Annotated in this window: 25 protein-coding genes; 14 read left to right on the top strand and 11 right to left on the bottom strand. The window is 54.7% G+C overall.

Annotation, left to right across the window (positions count from 1 at the left end):
* Window positions 1-20: 20 nt before the first annotated feature.
* Window positions 21-1,199, bottom strand: a complete 1,179-nt coding sequence (gene purT, locus ACR42C_RS13815) for a formate-dependent phosphoribosylglycinamide formyltransferase (RefSeq protein ID WP_479984232.1) — start codon at window positions 1,197-1,199, stop codon at window positions 21-23.
* Between the two features lie 170 nt (window positions 1,200-1,369).
* Here purT and ACR42C_RS13810 point away from each other — a divergent pair, with 170 nt between their 5' ends.
* Both ACR42C_RS13810 and ptrB read left to right on the top strand, forming a co-directional pair.
* Window positions 1,370-2,020 (top strand): tellurite resistance TerB family protein, encoded by a 651-nt coding sequence (locus ACR42C_RS13810; RefSeq protein ID WP_116339104.1) that lies wholly within the window; start codon window positions 1,370-1,372, stop codon window positions 2,018-2,020.
* 85 nt (window positions 2,021-2,105) lie between these two features.
* Complete coding sequence (ptrB, locus tag ACR42C_RS13805) at window positions 2,106-4,166, top strand: oligopeptidase B (protein ID WP_116339105.1); 2,061 nt, start codon at window positions 2,106-2,108, stop codon at window positions 4,164-4,166.
* Here ptrB and exoX read toward each other — a convergent pair.
* From exoX to ACR42C_RS13790, 3 genes are all read right to left on the bottom strand, one after another.
* Entirely contained in the window at window positions 4,163-4,825 is a 663-nt protein-coding gene (gene exoX / locus ACR42C_RS13800) for an exodeoxyribonuclease X (RefSeq protein ID WP_025756911.1), read from the bottom strand. The two genes, ptrB and exoX, sit on opposite strands and share 4 nt — an antisense overlap.
* Before the next feature lie 24 nt (window positions 4,826-4,849).
* Entirely contained in the window at window positions 4,850-5,500 is a 651-nt protein-coding gene (locus ACR42C_RS13795) for a nitrilase-related carbon-nitrogen hydrolase (RefSeq protein WP_116339109.1), read from the bottom strand.
* Between the two features lie 110 nt (window positions 5,501-5,610).
* A complete protein-coding gene (locus ACR42C_RS13790; RefSeq protein WP_013096102.1) occupies window positions 5,611-5,841 on the bottom strand; it encodes a DNA polymerase III subunit theta in 231 nt (76 codons plus the stop codon).
* Between the two features lie 136 nt (window positions 5,842-5,977).
* Between ACR42C_RS13790 and yobA the strand changes: the two genes are divergently transcribed.
* The 3 genes from yobA to ACR42C_RS13775 are packed head-to-tail and all read left to right on the top strand — an operon-like array spanning window position 5,978 to window position 7,575.
* Window positions 5,978-6,349, top strand: a complete 372-nt coding sequence (yobA, locus tag ACR42C_RS13785; RefSeq protein WP_116339110.1) for a CopC domain-containing protein YobA — start codon at window positions 5,978-5,980, stop codon at window positions 6,347-6,349.
* A 1-nt stretch (window position 6,350) separates the two neighbouring features.
* Window positions 6,351-7,220 (top strand): copper homeostasis membrane protein CopD, encoded by an 870-nt coding sequence (copD, locus tag ACR42C_RS13780; RefSeq protein WP_479984231.1) that lies wholly within the window; start codon window positions 6,351-6,353, stop codon window positions 7,218-7,220.
* A 16-nt stretch (window positions 7,221-7,236) separates the two neighbouring features.
* Window positions 7,237-7,575 carry a YebY family protein gene (locus ACR42C_RS13775; protein ID WP_320720320.1) on the top strand — a complete coding sequence of 113 codons (339 nt, stop codon included), beginning with the start codon at window positions 7,237-7,239 and terminating at the stop codon, window positions 7,573-7,575.
* A 405-nt stretch (window positions 7,576-7,980) separates the two neighbouring features.
* Here ACR42C_RS13775 and ACR42C_RS13770 read toward each other — a convergent pair whose 3' ends face one another.
* A complete protein-coding gene (locus ACR42C_RS13770) occupies window positions 7,981-8,922 on the bottom strand; it encodes a VirK/YbjX family protein (RefSeq protein WP_479984230.1) in 942 nt (313 codons plus the stop codon).
* Between the two features lie 167 nt (window positions 8,923-9,089).
* Here ACR42C_RS13770 and pphA point away from each other — a divergent pair, with 167 nt between their 5' ends.
* On the top strand, window positions 9,090-9,734 hold the full coding sequence (gene pphA, locus ACR42C_RS13765) for a protein-serine/threonine phosphatase (protein WP_116339230.1): 645 nt from the start codon (window positions 9,090-9,092) through the stop codon (window positions 9,732-9,734).
* A gap of 33 nt (window positions 9,735-9,767) precedes the next feature.
* Here the strand turns inward: pphA and ACR42C_RS13760 are convergent, their stop codons facing one another.
* The 4 genes from ACR42C_RS13760 to yebS all read right to left on the bottom strand — a co-directional run bounded on the left by ACR42C_RS13760 (window position 9,768) and on the right by yebS (window position 15,518).
* Entirely contained in the window at window positions 9,768-10,007 is a 240-nt protein-coding gene (locus ACR42C_RS13760) for a YebV family protein (RefSeq protein ID WP_008500472.1), read from the bottom strand.
* 105 nt (window positions 10,008-10,112) lie between these two features.
* The gene (gene rsmF / locus ACR42C_RS13755; protein WP_479984229.1) at window positions 10,113-11,561 is read right to left on the bottom strand and encodes a 16S rRNA (cytosine(1407)-C(5))-methyltransferase RsmF; all 1,449 of its coding nucleotides are present in this window, start codon (window positions 11,559-11,561) and stop codon (window positions 10,113-10,115) included.
* A gap of 71 nt (window positions 11,562-11,632) precedes the next feature.
* Entirely contained in the window at window positions 11,633-14,266 is a 2,634-nt protein-coding gene (locus tag ACR42C_RS13750) for a PqiB family protein (RefSeq protein WP_163329877.1), read from the bottom strand.
* Window positions 14,235-15,518, bottom strand: coding sequence for a membrane integrity lipid transport subunit YebS (gene yebS / locus ACR42C_RS13745; protein ID WP_116339236.1), 1,284 nt, complete (start codon window positions 15,516-15,518; stop codon window positions 14,235-14,237). Before yebS ends, ACR42C_RS13750 begins: the two co-directional genes overlap by 32 nt.
* Before the next feature lie 132 nt (window positions 15,519-15,650).
* Between yebS and ACR42C_RS13740 the strand changes: the two genes are divergently transcribed.
* The 4 genes from ACR42C_RS13740 (at window position 15,651) to htpX (ending at window position 20,074) form a co-directional block, all read left to right on the top strand.
* On the top strand, window positions 15,651-16,148 hold the full coding sequence (locus tag ACR42C_RS13740; protein WP_116339238.1) for a GAF domain-containing protein: 498 nt from the start codon (window positions 15,651-15,653) through the stop codon (window positions 16,146-16,148).
* Window positions 16,149-16,244: 96 nt separating this feature from the next.
* Complete coding sequence (proQ, locus tag ACR42C_RS13735; RefSeq protein WP_014884292.1) at window positions 16,245-16,931, top strand: RNA chaperone ProQ; 687 nt, start codon at window positions 16,245-16,247, stop codon at window positions 16,929-16,931.
* A gap of 19 nt (window positions 16,932-16,950) precedes the next feature.
* Entirely contained in the window at window positions 16,951-18,999 is a 2,049-nt protein-coding gene (prc, locus tag ACR42C_RS13730) for a carboxy terminal-processing peptidase (RefSeq protein WP_479984228.1), read from the top strand.
* Window positions 19,000-19,192: 193 nt separating this feature from the next.
* On the top strand, window positions 19,193-20,074 hold the full coding sequence (gene htpX / locus ACR42C_RS13725) for a protease HtpX (protein WP_010432647.1): 882 nt from the start codon (window positions 19,193-19,195) through the stop codon (window positions 20,072-20,074).
* A gap of 50 nt (window positions 20,075-20,124) precedes the next feature.
* Here htpX and ACR42C_RS13720 read toward each other — a convergent pair whose 3' ends face one another.
* Window positions 20,125-21,498, bottom strand: a complete 1,374-nt coding sequence (locus ACR42C_RS13720; protein ID WP_479984227.1) for an MFS transporter — start codon at window positions 21,496-21,498, stop codon at window positions 20,125-20,127.
* A gap of 178 nt (window positions 21,499-21,676) precedes the next feature.
* Between ACR42C_RS13720 and kdgR the strand changes: the two genes are divergently transcribed.
* Window positions 21,677-22,468: a DNA-binding transcriptional regulator KdgR gene (gene kdgR, locus ACR42C_RS13715; protein WP_116339246.1), complete on the top strand. Its 792-nt coding sequence runs from the start codon at window positions 21,677-21,679 to the stop codon at window positions 22,466-22,468.
* Between the two features lie 65 nt (window positions 22,469-22,533).
* Here the strand turns inward: kdgR and ACR42C_RS13710 are convergent, their stop codons facing one another.
* The gene (locus ACR42C_RS13710; protein WP_163329881.1) at window positions 22,534-22,773 is read right to left on the bottom strand and encodes a YobH family protein; all 240 of its coding nucleotides are present in this window, start codon (window positions 22,771-22,773) and stop codon (window positions 22,534-22,536) included.
* A 159-nt stretch (window positions 22,774-22,932) separates the two neighbouring features.
* On the opposite strand from ACR42C_RS13710, the gene mgrB reads away from it, so the two are divergent.
* The 3 genes from mgrB (at window position 22,933) to ACR42C_RS13695 (ending at window position 24,454) form a co-directional block, all read left to right on the top strand.
* On the top strand, window positions 22,933-23,076 hold the full coding sequence (mgrB, locus tag ACR42C_RS13705) for a PhoP/PhoQ regulatory lipoprotein MgrB (protein ID WP_006175995.1): 144 nt from the start codon (window positions 22,933-22,935) through the stop codon (window positions 23,074-23,076).
* A gap of 74 nt (window positions 23,077-23,150) precedes the next feature.
* On the top strand, window positions 23,151-23,441 hold the full coding sequence (locus tag ACR42C_RS13700; protein WP_163329882.1) for a YebO family protein: 291 nt from the start codon (window positions 23,151-23,153) through the stop codon (window positions 23,439-23,441).
* Between the two features lie 23 nt (window positions 23,442-23,464).
* The gene (locus ACR42C_RS13695; protein WP_320720311.1) at window positions 23,465-24,454 is read left to right on the top strand and encodes an MBL fold metallo-hydrolase; all 990 of its coding nucleotides are present in this window, start codon (window positions 23,465-23,467) and stop codon (window positions 24,452-24,454) included.
* Window positions 24,455-24,921 lie beyond the last annotated feature (467 nt).

The following is a 24,921-nucleotide window of genomic DNA, read 5'->3' as shown; positions in this document are numbered from 1 at the left end:
GGCCTTTCGGCCCGTTTTTTCTATCCTGCTATCTTAACGTTCGCTGCCGCCGCTTTTGCTCTTGCTACGGCCTCGTCAACCTTATCCCCGGTGGCTAACGCCACGCCCAGACGACGCGTGCCGTCGATCTCCGGCTTGCCGAACAGACGGACCTGCAGGCCTGCGCCAACCGCACCTTCGACGTTATCAAACGTCACATTCTGGCTGGTCAACTGTGGCAGGATCACCGCCGAGGCCGCCGGGCCGTACTGACGGATGCCGCCAACCGGCAGGTCGAGGAAGGCGCGCACGTGCAGGGCGAACTCTGAGAGATCCTGCGAAATGAGCGTGACCATCCCGGTGTCATGCGGGCGAGGGGAGACTTCGCTGAAAATCACCTCGTCACCGCAAACGAACAGTTCCACGCCGAACAGGCCGTAGCCGCCCAGGGCCAGAACGGTTTTACGGGCAATCTCCCGGGCACGCTCCAGCGCCAGGGGGCTCATCTGCTGCGGTTGCCAGGATTCGCGGTAATCGCCATCTTCCTGACGGTGACCTATCGGGTCGCAGAAATGGACGCCGTCCACGGCGCTGACGGTGAGCAGAGTGATTTCGAAATCAAACTTCACCACGCCTTCGACAATGACGCGACCGGCACCGGCACGGCCACCCTGTTGCGCATAATCCCACGCACTATCCAGCGCGCTGCTGTCGCGAATAAAGCTCTGACCTTTACCGGAAGAGCTCATCACCGGCTTAATGATGCACGGGTAGCCAATCTCCTCGACGGCCTGCAGGAATGCGGTTTTGTCGCCCGCAAAACGGTAGCGTGAGGTCGGCAGCCCCAGCTCCTCCGCCGCCAGGCGGCGAATGCCTTCACGGTTCATGGTCAGTTTTGCCGCTCTGGCGCAGGGCACCACGCGCTGGCCATCCTGCTCAAGCGCGATCAGCGTATCGGTTGCGATAGCTTCAATTTCCGGCACGACGTAATCCGGTTTCTCCTGCATGATGAGCGTACGCAGGGCATCGCCGTCCAGCATGTTAATCACATAAGAACGATGGGCGACGTGCATGGCGGGCGCGTCAGCGTAGCGGTCTACGGCAATCACTTCCACCCCTAAGCGCTGACACTCAATGGCGACTTCTTTACCCAGTTCACCCGATCCCAACAGCATCACGCGCGTCGCCGCAGGCCGCAGCGCGGTTCCTAAACGAGTCATAATATTCCCCCTGAAAAAGATGCGCGCAGTATAAACGAAAACGTTTGCGTCTGTCTTGCGCAGGGCAAAAAGGCAGATGAGAAATTTGCGCTTCTTTAGCCTTAGCGGACATTTCCTGACGCCTGCTCGCATACGCTGTGGAAAATGTTAACCGTTAAGCGAGGGAATCCATGTCAGGCTGGTTAAATCAACTGCAATCCATGTTAGGACAGAAAACGTCAGGTTCCGGCGAGCAGGGGCTGAGCAAGCTGCTGGTACCGGGGGCACTCGGCGGGCTGGCAGGACTGCTGGTTGCCAATAAATCCTCACGTAAGCTGCTGGCGAAGTACGGTACCGGCGCGCTGCTGGCCGGTGGTGGTGCCATCGCTGGCACCGTGCTGTGGAACAAATACAAGGATAAAGTGCGGGCGGCGCACCGCGATGAACCTCACTATGGCGAGCATACTTCTCCGCTGGATTTGCGCACGGAGCGGCTTATTCTCGCGCTGGTGTTTGCCGCCAAAAGCGACGGGCACATTGATGATAAAGAGAGAGCGGCTATCGAACAGCAGTTGCGCGAAGCCGGGGTTGAAGAGCAGGGCAGAACGCTGGTGGCTCAGGCCATTGAGCAGCCGCTCGATCCGCAGCGTCTGGCGCTGAACGTGAAAAATGAGGAAGAAGCGCTGGAACTTTATTTCCTCAGCTGTGCCGCCATCGATATCGATCACTTTATGGAACGCAGCTATCTCAACGCCCTCGGCGATGCGCTGAAAATCCCTCAGGACGTACGCGAAGGGATAGAAAAAGATATCCGGGAGCAAAAACAGACGCTACAGGGCTAACTCTCGCCCCGGTGGTCATGTTTCGCTTGCATCATGCGCGGGTTTTGCCAACCTTATAGGGTGTAAAACTCAAAAGAATGATGACATGCCACCGAAAGCCCGACGTACTCCTTATGCGATCGTCACGCATGGCGATACGCGTATAGATAATTACTACTGGCTCCGGGATGATTCGCGTTCCCGGCCAGAGGTGCTCGACTACCTGCACGAAGAAAACGACTATGGTCGCAAGGTCATGTCCAGCCAGCAGGCGCTTCAGGACCAGCTGCTGAACGAAATGGTGCAGCGCATTCCCCAGCGCGATATCTCCGCGCCGTGGACCAAAAACGGCTATCGCTATCGCCATATTTACGAGCCCGGCAACGAGTATCCCATCTATCAGCGACAGTCGGTATTAAGCGCCGAGTGGGATGAATGGGACATTCTGCTGGATGCGAACCAGCGAGCCGCCCACAGCGAGTTTTATACCCTGGGCGGCATGTCCATCTCCCCGGACAACACCATAATGGCGCTGGCGGAGGATTATCTCTCCCGTCGCCAGTACGGCCTGCGTTTTCGCAATCTGGAAACCGGCAACTGGTATCCGGAAATGCTGGAAAATGTCTCCCCGGATTTTGTCTGGGCGAACGATTCCGAGACGGTCTACTACGTCAAAAAGCATGCTTCCACGCTGCTGCCTTATCAGGTGTGGCGCCATACCGTAGGCACGGACTCAGCCGATGACGAGCTGGTCTATGAAGAGAAAGACGAAACGTTTTATGTCAGCCTGCATAAAACCTCCTCGCGCCACTATGTGATTATCTTCCTGGCCAGCGCCACCACCTCGGAAGTACTGCTCCTGGATGCCGAACTGCCTGATGCCCAGCCGCTCTGCTTCCTGCCGCGCCGCAAGGATCACGAGTACAGCCTGGATCACTTCCAGCACAGCTTTTATCTGCGTTCGAATCGCGAGGGCAAAAACTTTGGTCTGTACAAAACCAAGGTGCGCGACGAGCGCAAGTGGGAGGTGCTTATCCCCGCGCGGGATCAGGTGATGCTGGAAGGGTTCACGCTGTTTACCGACTGGCTGGTGGTGGAAGAGCGTCAGCGGGGGCTGACCAGCATCCGGCAGATCAACCGTAAAACGCGTGAGGTGATTGGGATTGCGTTCGACGATCCGGCCTACGTCACGTGGATCGGCTTCAACCCTGAACCCGAATCGTCGCGGCTGCGCTACGGCTACTCATCCATGACCACTCCGGATACGCTCTTCGAGCTGGATATGGATACCGGACAGCGCCAGGTGCTTAAGCAAACCGAAGTGAAGGGCTTTGATTCCGACAATTATCGCAGCGAACACCTGTGGGTCACCGCGCGCGACGGCGTTGAGGTCCCGGTTTCGCTCGTTTATCACAAGGCGCATTTTCAGAAAGGTAAAAATCCGATCCTGGTCTACGGCTACGGCTCCTATGGCTCCAGCATGGATGCCGACTTTAGCAGCAGCAGATTAAGCCTGCTCGATCGCGGCTTTGTTTTCGCTATTGCCCACATTCGCGGCGGCGGCGAGCTGGGGCAGCACTGGTATGAAGACGGGAAATTCCTGAAAAAGAAAAACACCTTCAACGACTATCTCGACGTCTGCGATGCGTTAATTGAACAAGGTTATGGCGATCCGCAGCTCTGCTTCGGCATGGGCGGCAGCGCGGGCGGAATGTTGATGGGTGCCGTCATCAATCAGCGCCCCGATCGCTTTAAGGGCATTGTTGCGCAGGTTCCGTTTGTTGATGTGGTGACAACCATGCTCGATGAGTCCATTCCGCTGACGACCGGGGAGTTTGAGGAGTGGGGTAACCCGCAGGATGAAGCCTATTATCGCTATATGAAAGAGTACAGCCCGTACGATAACGTGGAAGCGAAAGCGTACCCGCACATGCTGGTGACGACCGGTTTGCACGATTCACAGGTGCAATACTGGGAACCGGCAAAATGGGTGGCAAAGCTGAGGGAACTGAAAACCGATGACAACCTGCTGTTGCTCTGTACCGATATGGACTCCGGGCACGGGGGGAAATCGGGGCGATTCAAATCTTACGAAGGGGTGGCCCTGGAGTATGCCTTTTTGATTGGCCTGGCGCAGGATACGCTGCCAGGCCGCGCGCAGCGTTAAGCTTCGCCCAGATAATGTTTCAGGGTTAAGCGCAGTTCCGGGCTCATTTTGTCGAGGTTGTTGTACAGCCAGCGCAGATAGCCCGGATCTTTATCCGCAATATCCGATACCGCTCTCCCACGGTATTTGCCGAAGGTAAACGTCGTCAGCAGCGCAGGGCGGCCGGTGATGGTTGCCATATCATCCGGCGTCCAGCCGGAGGTATTCATAATGTCGATGAGCAGCGCGGCGGTGATATAGCAGTCATACAGGGCGCGGTGATGATGCAGCCCTTCAGGGGTTCTGACGCTGAGCTTGCGGGATTTATACAGCGCCATATTGCTGTATTTGATCCCCGGCCAGAGGCGACGCGCCAGCTTCATGGTGCAAATCCACTCCCCGGGCATTTCGGGGAGTACCCGGCGGTCAAAGCTGGCGTTGTGGGCAACGTACCACGGGCTGCCGTAGTAGTGCGGGATAACGTCCTCTATCCAGGGTTTATCCGCCACCATTGATTCTGTAATGCGATGGATAGCCATGGCCTGTGGGCTAATAGGGCGATCGGGACGCACCAGATGGCTCATCGGGTTGACTATTTTTCCATCAACCACGTCGACCGAGGCCACTTCCACAATTCCGCCCTGAAGATCGCAAGTTTCGGTATCAATGACGCGCAGCATGAAAATCTCCTGAGCTTAAAACGCTTAGCCTAAAGGAATGATATCGCCTTGCCAACCCTGTCCGTTGCGCGTGCCGGTCAACAGAAGCTCACCTTTATCCGCCCGAACGATCAGCTGGCCTTTTTCATCCCATAACGCGCTGCCCGCGCTGGCATTCGCCATTAATACCGCGATGGCATACCTGTGCGCAAAGCGCTGCAGGGTGTTGATAGACTGTCGCCAGCGGTAATCCCTCACCGACTGGCAGCTGGTGAAGAGCGTTGCCTGCGGATCAAGATTCGGGGAATCGCCTTGCTCGTCCATGATAGTGAGCTGTTTATCCCCCGGCACCAGGCTGGCGCCGCTCCCCTGAGGGTAACGCAGAATGCAATCGCGAGAGGGGGCAAACAGCGCGAGGCCTTTCTGGCGCCGACCGTTTCGTTCAACGGGAAGCCCTGCAATGAGGGTAATGCGGTAAAAATGGGCGGCGTTTAGCAATGGCAGTAGCTGAGCGTCTCCGGGCGGGGGCGGTAGTGCCGTGGTGCCCGGGCCCGTTAACGAGAGTTCCGGGAAGACCAGCAAATCGCACCGATGTTGTGCCGCTTCGGCAATGAAGTGGAGATGGTGCGCAACGTGGTCATCTACGCTATGGTGCTGCCCGCCATACTGTGCTGCCGCTATATTCCAATGTGACATCGTGACTTCCTTATACACTGAGTCGCAGGGATTAAAGAATAATCCTAATTTAACCAGGGTTTTCTTATCCTGCCAGATTCCGCGTAAGGAAGTGTAACGAGTCGTTAAGCTTATTTAACTTTCGGCTCGTATGGTAAGCGGGAGAGGTTGACCGAGGCGAGACGGTGGGCGATTAACCTTTCGCGAAACCAGTCACGCAGGTGGGCGGGTTGTTCCCGTTCGACCACTTCAGCCACGATGGGCATGTTGTAACGCTCTTTAAAGGCGACGCCAGCGGCAGCGAGATCGACATTCACTTTATCCATCTCGTCCTGAGGAAGGGCGGCCAGATTGATCTTCATTACCTTCTCCTTATTTTGCGGCGGCAACGTTACCGCGATTGCGTGACGATGACAAGCAGAGCGGGATGATCCTCGACTCGTTTATTATACAGCGTTATTCTTTAGCATACAGGCATAACAAAAAGGAATGATTGTGATGGGTTTTTCCTCTTCCCGCGCGGTATGTACGCTGGTTTTTCTGGCCTCAACGATACTTTCGCCCTCTGTACTGGCGCATGCGCATCTTAAGCAGCAAAGCCCGGCAGCAGACAGCCAGGTGGCGGCACCGCAGGTGCTTACGCTGAATTTCTCCGAAGGCATTGAGCCCGGATTTAGCGGCGTCGTGGTGACGGATGCACACAAGCAGGTGATCAAAACCGGTACCGCAACGCGAGACGAAAAGAACAAGGCACAGCTGACCGTTCCGCTGGAACAGACGCTGGCGCCGGGGGCTTACCGGGTGGACTGGCATGTGGTCTCCGTCGACGGACATAAAACCACAGGCAGCTATCACTTCAGCGTGAAATAGCATGCTGGCACTGTTATACGTGGGGTTGCGCTTTATCCATTTTGCGGCGCTGATGCTCGTTTTTGGCAACGCGCTTTACAGCGTCTGGTTTGCGCCTTCCGGGCTGCACCGCCTGATGGCCCGGCGTTTCCAGCTCCAGCAGAGGGTGGCGTCCATTGTCAGCCTGGCCGCTGCGATCCTGATGTTCATGCTTCAGGGTGGCTTAATGGGCAACGGCTGGGGCGATGTACTTAACCCGCAAATATGGCACAGCGTGCTGGGGACTCGGTTTGGCGGCGTCTGGCTGTGGCAAATCGTCCTCGGCGCCATCACCGTTGCCGCCGCGTGGCTCGCGCCGCTGAAAGGCTCGCGGCTGCTGCTGCTCGCTATGGGCCAGCTTATCCTTCTGGCAGGGGTAGGGCACGCGGCGATGAACGACGGTCCGGTGGGGGCGATACAGCGTCTCAATCATGCGGTTCACCTGCTGTGTGCCGCAACCTGGGTGGGTGGATTGTTGCCGCTGCTGTTCTGCATGCGTCTGGCTAAAGGGCGCTGGCAGAACGCGGCCATCTATACCATGATGCGTTTCTCGCGCGTGGGGCATTATGCCGTCGCGGGCGTGCTGCTCACCGGCGCGGTGAACGCGCTGTTGATTCTGGGCATCCATATTCCCTGGCAGTCTGGCTACGTGCAGTTTTTGTTGTTCAAATGTGCTCTCGTGGCGTTGATGGTGGCAATTGCGCTGGCAAATCGGTATTTTCTGGTGCCACGGTTCCGTCCGGATTCCGGGCGTGCACAACGGCTTTTTATCAGGATGACACAGGCAGAGGTGGTGCTGGGTGCGCTGGTTCTGGCAACGGTCAGTCTGTTTGCTACCTGGGAACCCTTCTGACAAGGTTAACTATTAAATGAAAAAGACAGTACTTTCACTCATATTGCTGACCTGCGCGGGAAGCGCTCTGGCGGCACCGCAGGTTATCACCGTCAGCCGTTTTGAGGTGGGCAAAGACAAATGGGCCTTCAATCGCGAAGAGGTGATGCTGACCTGCCGTCCGGGGCATGCGTTATACGCAATCAACCCGAGTACGCTGGTGCAATATCCGTTAAATGATACCGCAGAGCAGCAGGTTGCCAGCGGCAAGAGCAGCGGCCAGCCAATCAGCGTGATTCAGATTGATGACCCGGCCCACCCGGGGCAGAAGATGAGCCTGGCACCGTTTATCGAGCGCGCTGACAAGCTCTGCTGACGTTCAGGTTTCCAATAAAAAACCGCAGATGCTCGCGAAAGCACTGCGGTTTTTCACTTTTAATGATGCTCTAACGCTTTTTTTCAGTCCACTTTTGCTGTGGACTGGAAAACCTGGCGTCGTCATCTATTCTTAAAAGGCAAGGCGACTTAGCCTGCATTAATGCCAACTTTTAGCGCACGGCTCTCTCCCAAGAGCCATTTCCCTGGACCGAATACAGGAATCGTATTCGGTCTCTTTTTATCTGTATAAAAGTGAATAAGTTAACTCCGTTATCTTCTTTATACAGCGCATGCGTCCTGTGCGACTTCGTAAAACATAACACAACACAGCATGCGGAAGTCCAGCCCTTTTTGCCTGTTTTGTTAAATTTTTGTGAGTAGTCAGCGAAAGTCAGCGCTGTGCTTAAAAGCGGGACTTAACGGACGCTTCAATTTCATCAAGCAGTTCAAAGCGACGACGGTATTCAGCGCGTTTTTTACTCGCTATCTCGTCGAGGGATTTGCGCTCCACCTGCAGCGGAAGCTGCCAGCAGAAGGAGGAGATTTTTTTTCCGCCCAGAGAATCCCAGAATTCGTCATAGCTGGCGTGGAAATGACGACCTTTGCTGAGGCGATAGCGCAGCGCCCGGAAAACGTGCCCCTCATCGCTGACGGCAAAAATGGCCCGGACAGATGACTGTGCTGCCAGATGGAAAAGAACTTCCATCAGCACGCGCTTGGGGAACAGGCCATGGCAGGCGCGAGTTGCCAGTTTAATGGCATCCCGTGATACGCAGCGACGGGGTCCCTGAAGTCCGCCAATGACCATAACGGGCTGAGCATTGCTGCGGGCGACGCTAAAGGTCAGGCTGGCCAGCAGCGTATCCTCGTTGTCGCGCAGCCAGAGTGTGCTCTCACCTTCACGCTCGGCTTTGCCGGCTGAGGACGCATTAACCGTGTAGGTCACGCCGTCTTTTGCATGGAAGTGCGCAATGGGTTGTTCCTGCGGGCCGGTCAGCGCCTGGGCGAGACTGCTCTCTTTCAGGCTGTCAATCCAGTAATAGTGGTTAACGATAGCGTCAGCGCGATCGTTTGCCGTCAGACCGCGCATCAGGTACTGCCGATGGGTCTTGCTGGGCAACGTAATTTGCGCTGTCAGCAATTTGTCGAAATCGTCACGACCAGAGAGGGCTTCCAGCATACGGTGGGTGGAAGACCAGAACAGCAGCGAACGTAAAAGGAACTTCAGTCGGTAATCGCGCTTCCGCCAGATTGGCCCCGGAACGCGTTTGCCGTTCACCAGCTCGGAAATAATATTCGTGCGATGCGGATAGAACACATCGTTATGTAGCTGTGTATTAGACACGTGAAGACCTCTCGTTTTTTTCTACCCTTATTCTACGGAGCCTATAAAAAGGGATTAATAGCGTGAGGATCTTTATTTCTCTTTGGTTTACCGTTTGTTTGACTTGGTGAGGACCGCTCCCGTCTTTTTCATTTACTGACGCGGCTATACTGTTTAAGGGAGGCCTTATGTATCAGCGAATCGAAAGTGGAGAGTGGCGTCACGTCTGGGTTGTCAGTGACATACACGGTTGTTACCAGAGGCTCATGGAGGAACTGAAACGCCGTCATTTTAATCCTTATGAGGATTTACTTATTTCCGTTGGCGATCTGATCGATCGCGGTCCGGACAGCGTGAAATCATTACAGCTCATTAACGAGAAATGGTTTCGAGCCGTGCGGGGTAACCATGAGCAAATGGCAATAGATAGCCTGGATAATAATGATTTTTCGGTCTGGACGATGAATGGCGGAATGTGGTTTACGCGCCTTGAGCATGAGCAGCAGGCGCTGGCGAGAACGTTACTTAACGCCTGTCGGGAGCTGCCGCATATTATTGAGATAACCTGCGCAAATGGCCTTAATGTTATCGCTCACGCGGATTATCCGGCGGAGGAATACCGCTGGGAAAAACCGGTAAGCGCCCAGCGCGTGTTATGGGATCGCGACCGCCTGATGGGATTTATGGTGGGCAAAGGGCAGGGGATTAGCGGCGCGGATCATTTCTGGTTCGGCCATACGCCCGTCGACAGACGGTATGATTTTTCTAACCTGCACTATATTGATACCGGTGCGGTATTCGACGGTTACTTTACGCTGGCGCAGCTACAGTAATAAATAACCCGCCTTCGGGCGGGTTCTCTTAGGTCAGGCAAGACGCATGACCCAGGCATCGGTTTTACTATCGTAATGCTCACGGTAAAGAACAGAGTGTTCGCCATCAAGTATTGCCGGGACGCTGGTGTCTGCATCCCATGCATCGAGCTGCATGCACAAATCCGGGTCGGATTTGCAGGGAATACTTAACGTTCGATCGCCTTGTGCTTCGCCGCGCAGCTCTGCGTCGTCGATCTCAAAAGCGCCAATACGCACGCTGGTTTTCGTCATAGTGCTCTCCGGGTCGGTTGTCAAAATCTGGTATGACCAGTATGGGCATCCATTTTTGATCGTAGACAAGGAGAGCAAAATCGCCAGTAAAAAAATGCGCTTTTTTCAGGCAGTGCGATCGTTACCGGTAAACAGACGGCCATCGCGGACCAGCTCGCGTGGATAGCTATTTTTAAGCCTTGAGCCAACCTTTTTTGCCAGCCCCAGCGGGTATCCCTGATAGGTCACCACCACTTCATCAGCGGAAGGCGTGCCGTCAGGATAAACGTCGCGTCCACGGTACCACTCTTCAGCTTCCTGGTGCGTCAGGGCGAAAGTATTTGCATGCCCGGCAAGCGCGATGACCGCCTCGTGCTGCCAGCGATAGCCCTTATTGTGCACTTCCGCCAGGCGAATCCCGATACGGGAAAAACGCACTTTGCCAATCAGCGGCTCGATATTCGCCGGGAACAGCCATATCTCTTTGTCTCGCGTCCAGAGGCGCTGACTCTCATCCCAGTCCAGCCCAACCTTGCGGGCAGCGGCTTCAAGCTGCGCGGCATCGCGGCCTTTGAGCGGTGCAAACGGGAAATTGCCGACCTTGAATTTAGGGGCGGGGAGGGGAGCTACCGCCTGAGTTTTACGCAGGCGGGCCACGAAGAACCCTTCGCAGTCGTAAATCTGCGGGAATACGTGCAGGAAACCTTCCGGCGTGACCGCCTTCTGTGCCGAGGCGAACAGATCGTTAAGCGGCATGAACTCAACGGCATCCGGGTATTGCGCTTTCAGCCACAGGCAGACGTCTTCGTTTTCATCCCGGTTTAAAGTACACGTTGAATACACCAGCGTGCCGCCGGGGCGCAGGGCGTGGAACGCGCTGTCGATCAGCTCGCGCTGCGTGGCGGCGATCTCAAGATTGCTCTCCACCGACCAGTTCTTTAACGCATCGGGATCTTTACGCACCACCCCTTCTCCTGAGCAGGGGGCGTCCAGCAGGATGGCATCAAACATTTCCGGCAGGGCAGCGCCAAAGACGCGTCCGTCGAAATGCGTCAAAGCGACATTGTGAATACCGCAGCGGCTGATATTGGCATGCAACACCTTCACGCGGCTGGCGGAAAACTCATTGGCGAGGATCGCCCCGCGGTTACCCATGCGTGCGGCAATCTGCGTAGTTTTCGAGCCGGGCGCGGCGGCGACATCCATCACGCGTTCAGGCGCGTTGCCATCGGCGAACAGGGCGGCAACCGGCAGCATTGAGCTCGCTTCCTGAATATAAAAAAGACCGCTCAGATGTTCTGCAGTACTTCCCAGCGGCACGGCGTCTTCGTCATCGCGATCGATCCAGAATCCCTCGTCACACCACGGAACAGGCGTAAGCTGCCAGTTGTACGGAGAAACCAGCGCCAAAAAATCCTCGACGCTGATTTTCAGCGTGTTAACGCGAATGCTCCGACGTAACGGACGTTGGCAGGCGGCGATAAAATCGTCCAGCGACAGATGAGAGGGAAGCGCCTCGCGCATCTGCGCCAGGAATTGTTCAGGAAGAAATACGGAGTTTTGAGCCACGAGCACACCACAGGGAAAAGTTCAGGTGCGCAGTGTAACATAAAGGCTCCGGCGCGTTGACACCGGAGCCTGTCAGATTAACGCGGCAGGGCAGTGCCCCATTCGCGCCACTCTTTCGGTTCGCTTTCCAGCAGCAGGAAGTGTTTACCCGGCTGCGCTTTCGGCGCCAGCGGCGTTCCCGGCGGGGTGGCAAACGCAATACCGCCGCGGATGAACTGGTTGAAGGTACCGGTTTTCACCACGCCACCCGTCAGGCCGAAGTCGAGCGAATAGCCAGACGCCAGCCAGAACACCGAGTTATTACGGACCAGGTGCTGGTAACGCTCGCTGATGCGTAACGCCACCATCACGCGGTCGGAGAGCGTGCCGAGCGTGAGACCCGTTACCGTACCCACCTCAATGCCGCGGAACAGTACCGGCGTACCGATGCCAAGCGAGCCTGCTTCCGGTACTTCGACCACAATGCTCAGGCCGCCAAGGTAGCGTGAGTCGGTGATGGTGGCTTCCTGCAGCTCGAAATCACGACGGGCTTTACCTTGGCCGGGCTCGACGTTGATGTATGGCTGCAGAATGGTGTCGAGATGCTCAACGCCTGCGGCTGAAATCTGCGGGGTTACCACCGAGAAGCGTGAACCCGTTCGGGCGAAGGTCTGCACATATTCCGGATAAAGCACTGCGGTGGCCTGCACCTCGTTGCGCGAGGTGATCAGCGTCAGCTTCTGGATCTGCCCGATATCAATGCCCAGGTAGCGAATTGGCATGCCTTCTGCCAGCTTGCCGGCATCGAACGCATGCAGGGTAATCTGTCCACCCACGGCACGTGCGGCGGTTTCGGACGGGAAGAGAATTCGCTTATCGCCTTTGCGCAGGTTCGCGCCTGCGCCGCTGAGGTTATCGAAGCTGATTGCCCCGCGCAGCGCGCGAGAGAGCGGGGAGGCCTGCACGGTCAGCCCGTTACCGTTAAGCTGCACCTTCGCGCCGCCCTCGGCCCAGAAGACGCTGTTTGGCGTCAGCAGCTTACGGTATTCGGGTTTGATATGCAGTTCGATATCAAACGCGTCCGCACGAGGGCGAACGGCGATCACCTCCCCGACCTCAAACTTGCGGTAGAGCACCACGGAGCCCGCCTGAACGTCCGGCAGCGTCTCGGCGCTTAAGGTCAGGGTAGTAGTTGGCAAATCGCTCAGGCTGTTTTCAATCGCTTTGTCCAGGTTGGCGTAGAGCGGGTAGCTGTCGCGAACGGGGCCTTTATTGCCCGGCAAAATGCGAATGCCGCCGTTAACCCATTCGCTGGCGCTCGCACCGAGGAACTCCACGCCGTCCAGGCCCACCTTCACATCGACGCGGCTGTTCACCACGAATTTACTGTCGCCATGGACGAGGTTGCTGTATTGCGGATCGATAGCAACCGAGAAGCTCACGCCATTTTCGGAGAGCGTTCGCTCCAGCACCTGACCCACCTGTACGCCGTGCAGAATCAGCGGCTGACCGGCCTCGATACCGTAACTTTCAGGCGCATTCAGCGTAACCGTCACGACGCCCGGTTTTTGCAGCAGCGCTTTATCCGCCGGGGCAATGACGAAGCTGTTGCTTGGCTCACCTTCACCAGGGATCAGTTCAAAGGTATTTCCGGTAAGCAGTGCGCTGAGGCTGGCATCGTTCAGGGAGAGCTTCGGACTGCGCATTTCGATGCGCGTTTTCTCGCGCAGGAGATCGACCACGCTCGGGTCGACCGTCATTTCGCCGGTCACCGAACCGCCCGGATTAAGCGTCATTTTGGTGAGCTGGCCGACCTGCAGTCCCTGGTACATCAGCGGCGTGGAACCCGCTTTCAGTCCTTTAGCATCAGGCAGAACAAGCTTAACGATCACGCCACGCTGGCTGTGCGCCAGGTCCGGGTATAAACCGAACGTGTCATCGGCCGTGGCAGGGCTTGAATTTTCCGGGGAGTCAAAGGCAATGGCACCATTCACCAGCGCGGCCAGGCTCTCAAGCTTCACTTTTGCACCGCTCAGGCTGAGGTCGGCGTCCACGCCGGAGACATTCCAGAAGCGGCTGCCTTTTTTCACCAGATTGGTGAACCGACGTTCGATCAGCACATCAATGGTTACGCCCTGTTTGTTCGGGTTGATGGTGTAATCATACACGCGGCCAACCGGAATCTTGCGGAAGTAAACCAGCGAGCCGCTGTTCAGCGAGCCCAAATCCGGTGCCTGAAGATGGATCATCAGATCGCCGTTATTGAGGCGGTATTTCGGCTGCGTATCCAGCGCGACAAAGTGATCCTGCGGTTCACCTTTACCCGGCATCATACCAATGTAGTTACCGCCAACCAGCGCATCCAGCCCGGAGACGCCGGCCAGAGAGGCTTTCGGCGTCACCAGCCAGAACTGCGTTTCGCTGCGAAGAGCATCCTGCATGTCAGATTTGATACTGACCCGCACCTGAATCTTGTTAAGCCCTTTGCCAAGGGAGATGTCCTGAACCGTACCGACTTCTACCCCCTGAAAACGAACGGGGGTTCGCCCGGCGACGATGCCGTCGGCGGTCTGAAAATCAATGGTGACGGTACTGCCGCGATCTTCATAGCTCGTCCAGATAAGCCAGCCTGCAATCATCAGCGCGATGACGGGCAGCAACCAGAATGGCGAAATGCGGCGTTTAGTTTTAATTCTCGCTTCAGTCGGCGAAGCGGGGGTTTCCTGACTCATGTGCATCCCAAAGTAAGCGGCTATCCAGCCATTCCACAGCAAGAATAGTCAATATCACCGCAGAGCCGAAATAAAAAGCCGCGGGTCCCATAGTAAAAGCAAGAAGCTGGTCGCGATTGATCAGCGACATCATCAGCGAAATCACAAACAGATCCAGCATTGACCAGCGGCCAATCCAGGTGACGAATCGCAGAAGCAGAATACGGGTACGTAAACCTTGTTCACACTTAAAGTGAATGCTGACCAGCAGGGTAAACATCACCACCACTTTGGTAAAGGGAACCAGGATACTGGCAATAAACACGATGGCCGCCACCCCAACGTTGCTGTGCGCAAGGGAGATAATACCGGAGAGGATAGTATCTTCCTGACGGCCACCGTTCACGTAGATAATGGAAATCGGCAGCATATTGGCCGGGATCAGAAACACCAGTGAGGCAATCAGCGCCGCCCAGCATTTTTGCAGGCTGTTGTTGCGCCGTAGCCTCAACGGTATATGGCAGCGCGGGCAGCGTCCACGCTTGTCGGGCAGCCCGGTGTAATGGCATCCCAGACAGACGCGAAGGTTCTCATCCGGGCGGGTGGCAGGGCGCTGAGGGTAAAAACGCTCCCAAAGCTGCTCAACGTTCAGATGGATCAGCGTCAGGATACTGAGCAATACCAGGCAGATAAAAGCAAAAAGCCCGACGCCCGGCTGCAGAAAGGCATAGTCCTGCACCTTGATGGATGCCACGCCCACGCCCACCAGATAGATATCCAGCATGACCCACTCTTTGAGCTTTTCCAGCATCAGCAATACCGGACGCAGGTTCATCCCCAGAATGTTGCCAAACCACAGGTAAGCAATGGCGGCAACCAGCACCAGCGGCGCGCCGACAACGCAGAACAGCACCATGGCAGCGGTGAGAGGATCGCCCTGGCTCGTCATCTGCCAGATACCCTGCAGCACGTTGGCGTCAATGCGCACACCAAGCAGGTAGAGTTTCAGCAGCGGTTCGCTCCACGCGAAGGGCATCAGCAGCAGCATGGTGACGGCCATGGCGGCGAGGCGCGTTAACGACCAGTCGCGGCCGTCACGAATTTTAGCGTCGCAGCGGGGACAAAAGGCGCTTTGGTGCGATTTCATCTTCGGCAACATAAAAAGCGTATCGCACTGGGGGCAACGCTGATAATGTGCACGAGGCAAAGCTTCGCTTACCGTATGGACAGTTATCTTTTTTGTCGGCGTAATTTTGGTTGTTTTTAAGGCCATCAGCTGCGCGCAAATAAGTATTGTTGAACGTTATATTAACTCATGAACGGATTCATCTTGAGCATGAGCGCATTTATTGCTTATTTTAATAGGCTATGCGGTAATTTTGTAAGACAACTAAGTGATTGAATAATGAACAAAACAGAATTCTACGCGGATCTGAACCGCGATTTTAAGGCATTGATGGCAGGTGAAACCAGCTTCTTAGCCACTCTGGCAAATACTAGCGCATTGCTGTTCGAACGGCTATCCGATGTGAACTGGGCTGGCTTTTATCTCCTGGAAGGTGAAACGCTGGTGCTGGGCCCGTTTCAGGGCAAACTGGCCTGCGTGCGCATTCCGGTAGGGCGCGGCGTATGCGGTACCGCGGTGGCCGAGAATCAGGTTCAGCGCGTGGAAGACGTGCATGCGTTTGACGGGCATATTGCCTGTGATGCTGCCAGCAATTCAGAAATCGTTCTGCCGCTGGTGGTAAAAAATCAGATTATTGGCGTTCTGGATATCGACAGTACGGTCTTCAGTCGCTTTACAAGCGAGGACGAACAGGGGCTGCGCGAGTTGGCAGCGAATCTGGAAAACGTCCTCGCTGCAACCGATTATCAAAAATTCTTTGCGAGCGTCGCAGGATAATCAACGGATAACGTAGCATTTACTGATAGCGTCATTATAATGACGCCTGTTCATGCCTGCGCTTGTTGGCAACGTCCGTTGTAATCAGGAAATTTCATGGAAAATCAACCTAAGTTGAATAGCAGTAAAGAAGTTATCGCATTTCTGGCCGAGCGTTTCCCGCAGTGCTTCAGCGCGGAAGGTGAAGCTCGTCCCCTGAAAGTCGGTATTTTTCAGGATCTGGTGGCGCGTGTTGAAGGGGAAATGAACCTCAGCAAAACTCAGCTGCGTTCTGCCTTACGTCTTTATACTTCGAGCTGGCGTTACCTGTACGGTATCAAACCGGGCGCAACCCGCGTGGATCTCGACGGCAACCCTTGCGGTGAGCTGGACGAGCAGCATGTTGAGCACGCGCGCAAGCAGCTGGAAGAAGCCAAAGCACGCGTTCAGGCACAACGTGCAGAACAGCAAGCGAAAAAACGCGAAGCCGCAGCGGCAAACGGCCAGGAAGAAGCGCCTCGTCGTGAGCGTAAACCACGCCCAGCGCCGCGTCGTCACGACAATAACGATCGCAAACCGCGTGCAGACAAACCAGCAGCGAAAGCCCCTCGCGCGCCTCGTGAAGAGCCGCGTCATACTCCGGTTTCTGACATTAACGCCCTGAGCGTGGGTCAGGCTCTGAAGGTAAAAGCGGGCAACAACGCTATGGACGCCACCGTACTGGAAATCACCAAAGATGGCGTTCGTGTACAGCTGACTTCTGGTATGTCAATGATTGTACGCGCAGAACACTTGTTGTTCTGAAACGGAGGCCAAGCCTGGCATGAACACTTTTTTTAAGCTCACCGCGCTGGCGGGCCTGTTTGCCATAACAGGCCATGCTTTCGCAGTGGACGATATCACACGTGTTGATCAAATTCCGGTACTCAAGGAAGAGACGCAGCACGCGACGGTAAGCGAGCGTGTAACCTCTCGCTTTACCCGCTCGCACTATCGTCAGTTCGATCTCGATCAGGCCTTTTCGGCCAAAATCTTTGACCGCTATCTGAACTTGCTGGATTACAGCCATAACGTTTTGCTCGCCAGCGATGTCGAGCAGTTCGCTAAGCGCAAATCCGAGGTGGGTGATGAGTTGCGGTCAGGCAAGCTGGATCTGTTCTACGATCTCTACAACCTGTCGCAAAAGCGCCGCTTTGAGCGCTATCAGTACGCGCTGAAAGTGCTGGAACGTCCGATGGACTTCACCGGCAACGACACCTTTAATCTCGATCGCAGCAAAGCGCCCTGGCCGAAAGACGAAGCCGAGCTGAACGCGCTGTGGGATGGCAAGGTCAAATACGACGAACTGAGCCTCAAGCTGACCGGTAAAGATGAGAAAGAGATCCGCGACACGCTGACGCGTCGTTACAAATTTGCCATTCGTCGTCTGGCGCAGACCAACAGTGAGGATGTTTTCTCACTGGCGATGACCGCCTTTGCGCACGAAATCGATCCGCACACCAACTATCTTTCTCCACGCAACACCGAACAGTTCAATACCGAGATGAGCCTGTCTCTGGAAGGTATTGGCGCGGTGCTGCAGATGGACGATGACTACACGGTGATCAACTCCATGGTTGCAGGCGGCCCGGCATCCAAAAGCAAAGCGATTAGCGTAGGCGATCGCATTGTGGGCGTAGGACAAACCGGTCAGAGCATGGTTGACGTTATTGGCTGGCGTCTGGACGATGTGGTTGCGCTGATCAAAGGTCCGAAAGGGAGCAAAGTTCGCCTCGAAATTCTGCCGGTCGGTAAAGGCACCAAAACTCGTATCGTGACCCTGACCCGTGAGCGGATCCGTCTGGAAGACCGCGCGGTGAAAATGTCGGTGAAAACCGTGGGTAAAGAGAAGGTGGGGGTCCTGGATATTCCTGGCTTCTACGTGGGGCTGACCGACGATGTAAAAGTTCAGCTGCAGAAACTTGAGAAGCAGAACGTGAGCAGCGTTATCATCGACCTGCGTACGAACGGTGGCGGTGCGCTGACTGAAGCGGTGTCGCTCTCTGGCCTGTTTATCCCGTCTGGCCCGGTGGTACAGGTGCGTGATAACAACGGTAAAGTTCGTGAAGATGCCGATAACGACGGTGTGGTCTATTACAAAGGCCCGCTGGTGGTCCTGGTTGACCGCTTCAGCGCGTCCGCATCTGAAATCTTTGCCGCTGCAATGCAGGACTATGGCCGCGCGCTGATCGTGGGTGAACCCACCTTCGGTAAAGGTACCGTTCAGCAGTATCGCTCGCTGAACCGTATTTACGATCAGATGCTGCGTCCGGAATGGCCTGCGCTGGGCTCCGTTCAGTACACCATTCAGAAGTTCTACCGCGTTAACGGCGGCAGTACGCAGCGTAAAGGCGTAACGCCGGATATCATGATGCCGACCGGCACGGAAGAGACCGAAACCGGCGAGAAGTTTGAAGATAACGCGTTGCCGTGGGACAGCATCAACGCTGCGACGTTCGTTAAAGCCGGTGATATGACGCAGTTTGGTCCTGAGCTGCTGAAAGCGCATAATGACCGCATCGCGAAAGATCCGGAATTCCAGTACATCATGAAGGACATTGCGCGTTTCAATGCCCTGAAAGATAAGCGGAATATTGTTTCTCTGAACTACGCTCAGCGTGAAAAAGAGAACAACGAGGACGATGCAACGCGTCTGGCGCGTATCAACGATCGCTTCAAGCGAGAAGGTAAACCTCTGCTCAAAAAACTGGACGATCTGCCAAAAGATTACCAGGAGCCGGATCCGTACCTGGACGAGACGGTGCATATCGCGCTCGACCTGGCGAATCTGGAAAAAGAGAAGCCTGCCGTACAGCCCGCTCCGGCAAAATAATCTCCCAACAGGCACAAGAAATTGTGCCTGTTTCTTTTTGTTCTGCATCCTTCCGTCAGGCTGATTTCCAATTGTGTAAAGTTGTGTCTTTCTGGTGACTTACGCCTACCGGATGCTTGAAAATAGCCGTAATACCCATACGATGTGGGTAATCGCATAGTGCGTTTTGTTAAACTGAGGTTAAAAGAAAATTATGATGCGAATCGCGCTCTTCCTGCTCACCAACCTGGCGGTGATGGTGGTTTTCGGGCTCGTGCTAAGCCTGACAGGAATTCAGTCGAGCAGCGTTCAGGGTCTGTTGATTATGGCGCTGCTGTTTGGTTTTGGTGGCTCTTTCATTTCCCTGCTGATGTCAAAATGGATGGCGCTGAAATCCGTAGGCGGTGAGGTGATTGAACAGCCGCGTAACGATATGGAACAGTGGCTGATGAATACGGTGGCACAGCAGTCTAAGCAGGCAGGCATTGCGATGCCGCAGGTTGCTATTTACCATGCCCCGGATATTAACGCGTTTGCCACGGGTGCCCGTCGTGATGCGTCACTGGTTGCCGTGAGCACCGGATTGTTGCAGAACATGAGCCGTGACGAAGCCGAAGCGGTTATCGCGCATGAAATCAGCCATATTGCCAACGGTGACATGGTAACCATGACGCTGATTCAGGGCGTGGTGAACACCTTCGTTATCTTTATCTCCCGTATCCTGGCGCAGATTGCGGCTGGCTTCATGGGCGGCAACCGCGATGAAGGTGAGGAGAGCAACGGTAACCCGCTGATCTACTTCGCCGTATCCATGGTGCTGGAACTGGTGTTCGGTATCCTGGCGAGCATTATCACCATGTGGTTCTCTCGTCACCGTGAGTTCCATGCGGATGCTGGCTCTGCGAAGCTGGTGGGGCGTGAGAAGATGATTGCAGCCCTGCAGCGTCTGAAAACCAGCTACGAGCCGCAGGAAGCGAACAGCATGATGGCCTTCTGCATCAACGGCAAATCAAAGTCGCTGAGCGAGCTGTTTATGTCTCACCCGCCGCTGGATAAACGTATTGAAGCGCTGCGCAGTGGGGAATACCTGAAGTAACGCTAAGAGCGTAAATAAGCCGGGCAGGAGAAGACTCCGCCCGGCTTTTTTTATGCCTGAATGCCGGGTTGGGTCACGCGCAGACCGCTGACGATGGCTGCCAGGGTGGCAAGGGCGCCTGCGGTGAGAAGCGCAACGTGATTACCGTTTTGCCCGGCAAGGTTAAACATCAGGGCAACCAGTGCCGCACCGGTGCTTTGTCCCAGCAGACGCGCGGTCCCCAGCATGCCGCTGGCACCTCCGCTGCGATGTCGCGGCGCCGCGGTAATAATGGTGTGGTTGTTGGGGGACTGGAACAGGCCAAACCCGGCACCGCACAGAACCATGCGCCAGATAATGTCCAGATCACCTGGCGATGACGGAAGCAGCGCCAGCGCAAAAAGACCGGTGGCCATCACTGCCAGCCCCACCGCACCCAACAAACCGGCATGTACACGTTCTATTAAATAACCGGCAAGCGGTGCCATCACCATCGTTGCCAGCGGCCAGGGGGTTAACAGCAGCCCGGTCTCCACTTCGGAACGTCCTATCACGCTTTGCAGGAAGAAGGGCAGAGAAACCAGAGCCAGCATCTGGGCGCAGAACGAGCAGACGGAGGTGCAGATGGAGAGCGAAAAGAGGGGGATACGCAGCAGATCGACCGGCAGTAAAGGTACCGGCAGGGCAAGCTGGCGGCGAACAAAGAAGAAGCCCGTCACCAGCAGGGCAACAAGCTCCGCGGCGGTAAGCAGAAGAGATTGACCCTGCGCAAAGCCGCTCAGGGCGGTAATCAGCAGACCAAAGGTGAGCGCATTCATCACTGCACTTGCCACGTCAAAGCGCGGCATGGTGCTTTTCGGGCCGTTAGCGGGGAGATAACGCAGGGCAAAGAAGATGGCCACGATACCCAGCGGCACGTTTATGGCGAACAGCCATTGCCAGGAGGCGACAGAAAGTATGGCGGCCGCAATGGTTGGCCCGGCGGCAGATGAGACCGCGACAATAAACGAGTTTATCCCCATGCCGCGCCCCAGATGACGCTGCGGATAGATTAGGCGGATTAGCGCCGTATTGACGCTCATCAGCGCCGCGCCGCCAAAACCTTGCGCGATGCGCGCCAGCGTCAGCGTATGCAGAGAGTCCGAAAGGGCGCACAGCAGTGATGTGAAAGTAAACACCACCAGCCCGCACTGATATACCCGACGGTAGCCGAACATATCGCCCAGAAAAGAGAAGGAGAGCAGGGAAACCACAATCGCAATCTGATAGGCGTTAACAATCCATATCGAACTGGCCGGGGAAGCATGCAGATCGGTGGCAATGGTGGGAAGGGCAACGTTCGCAATCGCGCCGTCAAGGACGGCCATTGAGATACCAATAATTATCGTAGCGATAGCGCCATACCGCTGGGGCAAAGGCAGGCCATCGGAAAGGTTCTTTTCCATCGGGGGTAAATAGCTCAGAGTGAAATTATTCTCAGGGTAACTATTTTAGCATCGTCAACACCGTTTTATGTCGCAGATTTGTAACGAAGTAAACGCGGATTGATTGCAGGTAACATGACGGGAATTTATAATAAAAACCGGTTCTGATTTTTATAAAACACTCTCTATGAGGTGGTAAATGGCAATTGCGGATTTGGATAAACAGCCAGATTCTGTTTCTTCCGTGCTGAAGGTGTTTGGCATCTTACAGGCGCTCGGGGAAGAGCGTGAAATTGGTATCACAGAGTTGTCACAGCGCGTGATGATGTCGAAAAGCACCGTTTATCGCTTTTTGCAAACCATGAAATCACTGGGTTACGTTGCACAGGAAGGGGAGTCTGAAAAATACTCTCTGACGCTGAAACTGTTTGAACTGGGTGCCAGGGCATTACAAAACGTGGATCTGATCCGTAGCGCGGATATTCAGATGCGTGAGATTTCCCGCCTGACCAAAGAGACTATCCACCTGGGTGCGCTGGATGAAGACAGTATTGTTTACATCCATAAAATCGACTCCATGTATAACCTGCGTATGTATTCGCGCATTGGTCGTCGCAACCCGCTTTATAGCACAGCAATTGGTAAGGTTCTGCTGGCGTGGCGCGATCGTGAAGAGGTAAAACAGATCCTCGATGGCGTGGAGTACAAACGCAGTACTGAACGCACCATAACCAGCACCGAAGAGTTATTAACGGTGCTCGACAAGGTGCGTGAACAAGGGTATGGCGAGGATAACGAAGAGCAGGAAGAAGGGCTGCGCTGTATTGGCGTTCCGGTGTTTGACCGCTTTGGCGTCGTGATTGCGGGGTTGAGCATCTCTTTCCCAACGCTGCGCTTCTCGGAAGAGCGCCTGCACGAGTATGTGGCTATTCTGCATACCGCCGCGCGCAAGATTTCAGAACAGATGGGTTACCACGACTATCCGTTTTAAGCCTGGTTAGCATAAAAAACGCCGCATCTTTGCGGCGTTTTTTTATTCGGCATTCACGCTGTGGATCAGCCATTATCAATCACGACGGAAGTCTTACGCAGTACCGGGCAGTTGGTTAAACCAACGATCCCGCTGTCCGAATGGAGATACTGCGCGGTGCTGACTCCCTGTGCTGTTAAATATTTACATTGTATGCCCAGCCCTGCTGCATTTTCGGTGCTTCCCACCAGCACGCCATAACCCGTTAACAGAAGGCCTATCCAGAGTATCGCCAGTGCAACAATTGTTCGAATAATTAAGCGCATTATTACCTCTTTTTCATTGTTATCATAATGCCAGACTAAACGGTTTACGTAATGAAACAAGTGCAGGATTCTGAAAAGAGCCTGATGGCGCTACAGTTAGTCCTTGTTTAAGATAACCGTGATAACCTGGTTGCATCAGGTCTTTAAACGGAGTGTGGAGTGAAAAAAATACGCTGGGTGATTCTGATTATCGTGCTGATAGCGTGCGTGGTGTTATGGACGCAGACTATCAACGTGATGTGCGATCAGGATGTACAGTTTTTTAGCGGCGTTTGCGCAATCAATAAGTTTATTCCGTGGTAGCACGCATTTTTTCTTCAGGTGATTTCCTTCCTTCGCGCCAGTGGTAAAATAGACGCTTTTATTGAGGTGGTGAAATGGGTGAGTTACTGAATTCAGGGCTGCTAAATATGGCATCCCTGACGATCTCTTTGGTTGTTCTGCTGGTGGGGCTGGTCATTTGGTTTTTCGTAAACCGTGCCAGTTCACGTACTAATGAGCAGATCGAACTGCTGGAAGCGCTGCTTGAGCAGCAAAAGCGACAGAATGCGCTGTTGCGTCGTCTGTGCGAGGCTAACGAGCCGGAAGAGAAAGACGTGCCAAAAGAGGCGGTCGCTGAAGAGAACAACGACCAAGACGATTTTATCCGCCTGGTTGCTGAGCGCTAATCGTATCATTCCGGGAGGTGGCTGTGGTCTGGAAAAATCCCTGGTATGACCCCTCCCTGAAACATCACACCCCAAACGGTTTTCGTAATACGACTTCTGCAGGACACCAGCCCGGCGACCTTGACCGCTGGCGCAAAGAACGTAAAGAAGCCGGCCTGCCGAAGCCGCCCGCCCTCGGTTACGATGACTTTATCCGGCAGTGGTGGCAACCGGCCAATCTTCAGCAACCACAGGGGGATGGGGCGTGGTGGCTCGGACATGCGAGCATACTGCTGCAGCTGGACGGCAATATCCTTCTTACCGATCCCGTTTTTTCACGGCGCGCTTCTCCGCTCCCTTTCTTAGGGCCGCAGCGTAAAACGCCTCCGGCACTGTCTGTCGATCAACTGCACCAACTTGACGCAGTCGTCATCTCGCATAATCATTACGATCATCTTGATGAACTCACCATTCGCCACATTCTCAAACGCTTTCCCGACGTTAGTATATTTGTTCCTTTAGGTCTGGGCGGCTGGTTTCGTCGCCGGGGTGCAAAACAGGTGGTTGAGCTCGACTGGTGGCAGAGTTTTACCTGGCAGGGGATGACATTGTCAGCCGTACCGGCGCAGCACTGGAGTATGCGCACGCTCTGGAACCGCAATCGCTCATTATGGTGCGGCTGGGTCTTTGAAGGGCGACATCACCGGTTCTGGTTTAGCGGCGATACCGGCTATTCGCCTGAGCTGCTGTTGATACCGGAACGTCTGGGGCAGATTGATGTGGCAGCATTGCCCGTTGGTGCCTATGCCCCGCGATGGTTTATGGCCGTACACCATATGGATCCCCAGTCTGCCGTTGCGCTGTGGCAGCAGCTAGGTTGCCCTCTGGCGTTCCCTGTTCACTGGGGCGTGTTTGAACTGGCAGATGAAGCGCTGGATGACCCGATAAAAGAATTAACTGACGCGCTGGATAATGTAGCGTCAGTTAATAATCCTTTCAGGATACTGAAAATTGGCGAATATTTACCCTTATAAACGAAGCGATGCATTGTTGCATATATTGTGTATGTATTCGTTGTCAGGAATGTTTTATTTTTATCGAAACGTTTTGCTTGCCTTGTTTTGATGCAGAGTCATAAAAATTTCATTATTTTGGTGCATAATCCTGTTTATTATCTGGTGCATTTTAATACAGCGGGTCGTGGTTTATTAACATCGTTTTTGCCTGAAACAATACGGTCACGTTACAATGATTTAAGCATAAGTTTTCACAATTTGTTCTAACTCAATCAACGCCGAAGATTTCTTTTCCCGTCTGCTGGACGCATTGTAATGATTGAGCTATGTTAAAAAAGTCTTAGATTACAGCGGTTGCGCAAGCAGCGTTGAGTCTGTGTAAGGGAGTAAAGCCGTCTGTTTGTGAAGCGCATAATTGTGCAAATCCTTACAGACAGTGTTCGAATTTGTGCGGCGGATCGAGACATGTTTAAAAATGGCTTGCC

It is taken from the genome of Enterobacter sp. MG-EB028, assembly GCF_056673305.1.
Note: the sequence above shows the minus strand (reverse complement) of the source record. Positions and strands in the feature narration are given on the sequence as shown.

What these genes read in the sequence shown, in the direction of transcription:
- purT (WP_479984232.1), bottom strand. Translation starts at nt 1,199, where the DNA reads ATGACTCGTTTAGGAACCGCGCTGCGGCCTGCGGCGACGCGCGTGATG.
- ACR42C_RS13810 (WP_116339104.1), top strand. Translation starts at nt 1,370, where the DNA reads ATGTCAGGCTGGTTAAATCAACTGCAATCCATGTTAGGACAGAAAACG.
- ptrB (WP_116339105.1), top strand. Translation starts at nt 2,106, where the DNA reads ATGCCACCGAAAGCCCGACGTACTCCTTATGCGATCGTCACGCATGGC.
- exoX (WP_025756911.1), bottom strand. Translation starts at nt 4,825, where the DNA reads ATGCTGCGCGTCATTGATACCGAAACTTGCGATCTTCAGGGCGGAATT.
- ACR42C_RS13795 (WP_116339109.1), bottom strand. Translation starts at nt 5,500, where the DNA reads ATGTCACATTGGAATATAGCGGCAGCACAGTATGGCGGGCAGCACCAT.
- ACR42C_RS13790 (WP_013096102.1), bottom strand. Translation starts at nt 5,841, where the DNA reads ATGAAGATCAATCTGGCCGCCCTTCCTCAGGACGAGATGGATAAAGTG.
- yobA (WP_116339110.1), top strand. Translation starts at nt 5,978, where the DNA reads ATGGGTTTTTCCTCTTCCCGCGCGGTATGTACGCTGGTTTTTCTGGCC.
- copD (WP_479984231.1), top strand. Translation starts at nt 6,351, where the DNA reads ATGCTGGCACTGTTATACGTGGGGTTGCGCTTTATCCATTTTGCGGCG.
- ACR42C_RS13775 (WP_320720320.1), top strand. Translation starts at nt 7,237, where the DNA reads ATGAAAAAGACAGTACTTTCACTCATATTGCTGACCTGCGCGGGAAGC.
- pphA (WP_116339230.1), top strand. Translation starts at nt 9,090, where the DNA reads ATGTATCAGCGAATCGAAAGTGGAGAGTGGCGTCACGTCTGGGTTGTC.
- ACR42C_RS13760 (WP_008500472.1), bottom strand. Translation starts at nt 10,007, where the DNA reads ATGACGAAAACCAGCGTGCGTATTGGCGCTTTTGAGATCGACGACGCA.
- ACR42C_RS13750 (WP_163329877.1), bottom strand. Translation starts at nt 14,266, where the DNA reads ATGAGTCAGGAAACCCCCGCTTCGCCGACTGAAGCGAGAATTAAAACT.
- yebS (WP_116339236.1), bottom strand. Translation starts at nt 15,518, where the DNA reads ATGGCCTTAAAAACAACCAAAATTACGCCGACAAAAAAGATAACTGTC.
- ACR42C_RS13740 (WP_116339238.1), top strand. Translation starts at nt 15,651, where the DNA reads ATGAACAAAACAGAATTCTACGCGGATCTGAACCGCGATTTTAAGGCA.
- proQ (WP_014884292.1), top strand. Translation starts at nt 16,245, where the DNA reads ATGGAAAATCAACCTAAGTTGAATAGCAGTAAAGAAGTTATCGCATTT.
- prc (WP_479984228.1), top strand. Translation starts at nt 16,951, where the DNA reads ATGAACACTTTTTTTAAGCTCACCGCGCTGGCGGGCCTGTTTGCCATA.
- htpX (WP_010432647.1), top strand. Translation starts at nt 19,193, where the DNA reads ATGATGCGAATCGCGCTCTTCCTGCTCACCAACCTGGCGGTGATGGTG.
- ACR42C_RS13720 (WP_479984227.1), bottom strand. Translation starts at nt 21,498, where the DNA reads ATGGAAAAGAACCTTTCCGATGGCCTGCCTTTGCCCCAGCGGTATGGC.
- kdgR (WP_116339246.1), top strand. Translation starts at nt 21,677, where the DNA reads ATGGCAATTGCGGATTTGGATAAACAGCCAGATTCTGTTTCTTCCGTG.
- ACR42C_RS13710 (WP_163329881.1), bottom strand. Translation starts at nt 22,773, where the DNA reads ATGCGCTTAATTATTCGAACAATTGTTGCACTGGCGATACTCTGGATA.
- ACR42C_RS13700 (WP_163329882.1), top strand. Translation starts at nt 23,151, where the DNA reads ATGGGTGAGTTACTGAATTCAGGGCTGCTAAATATGGCATCCCTGACG.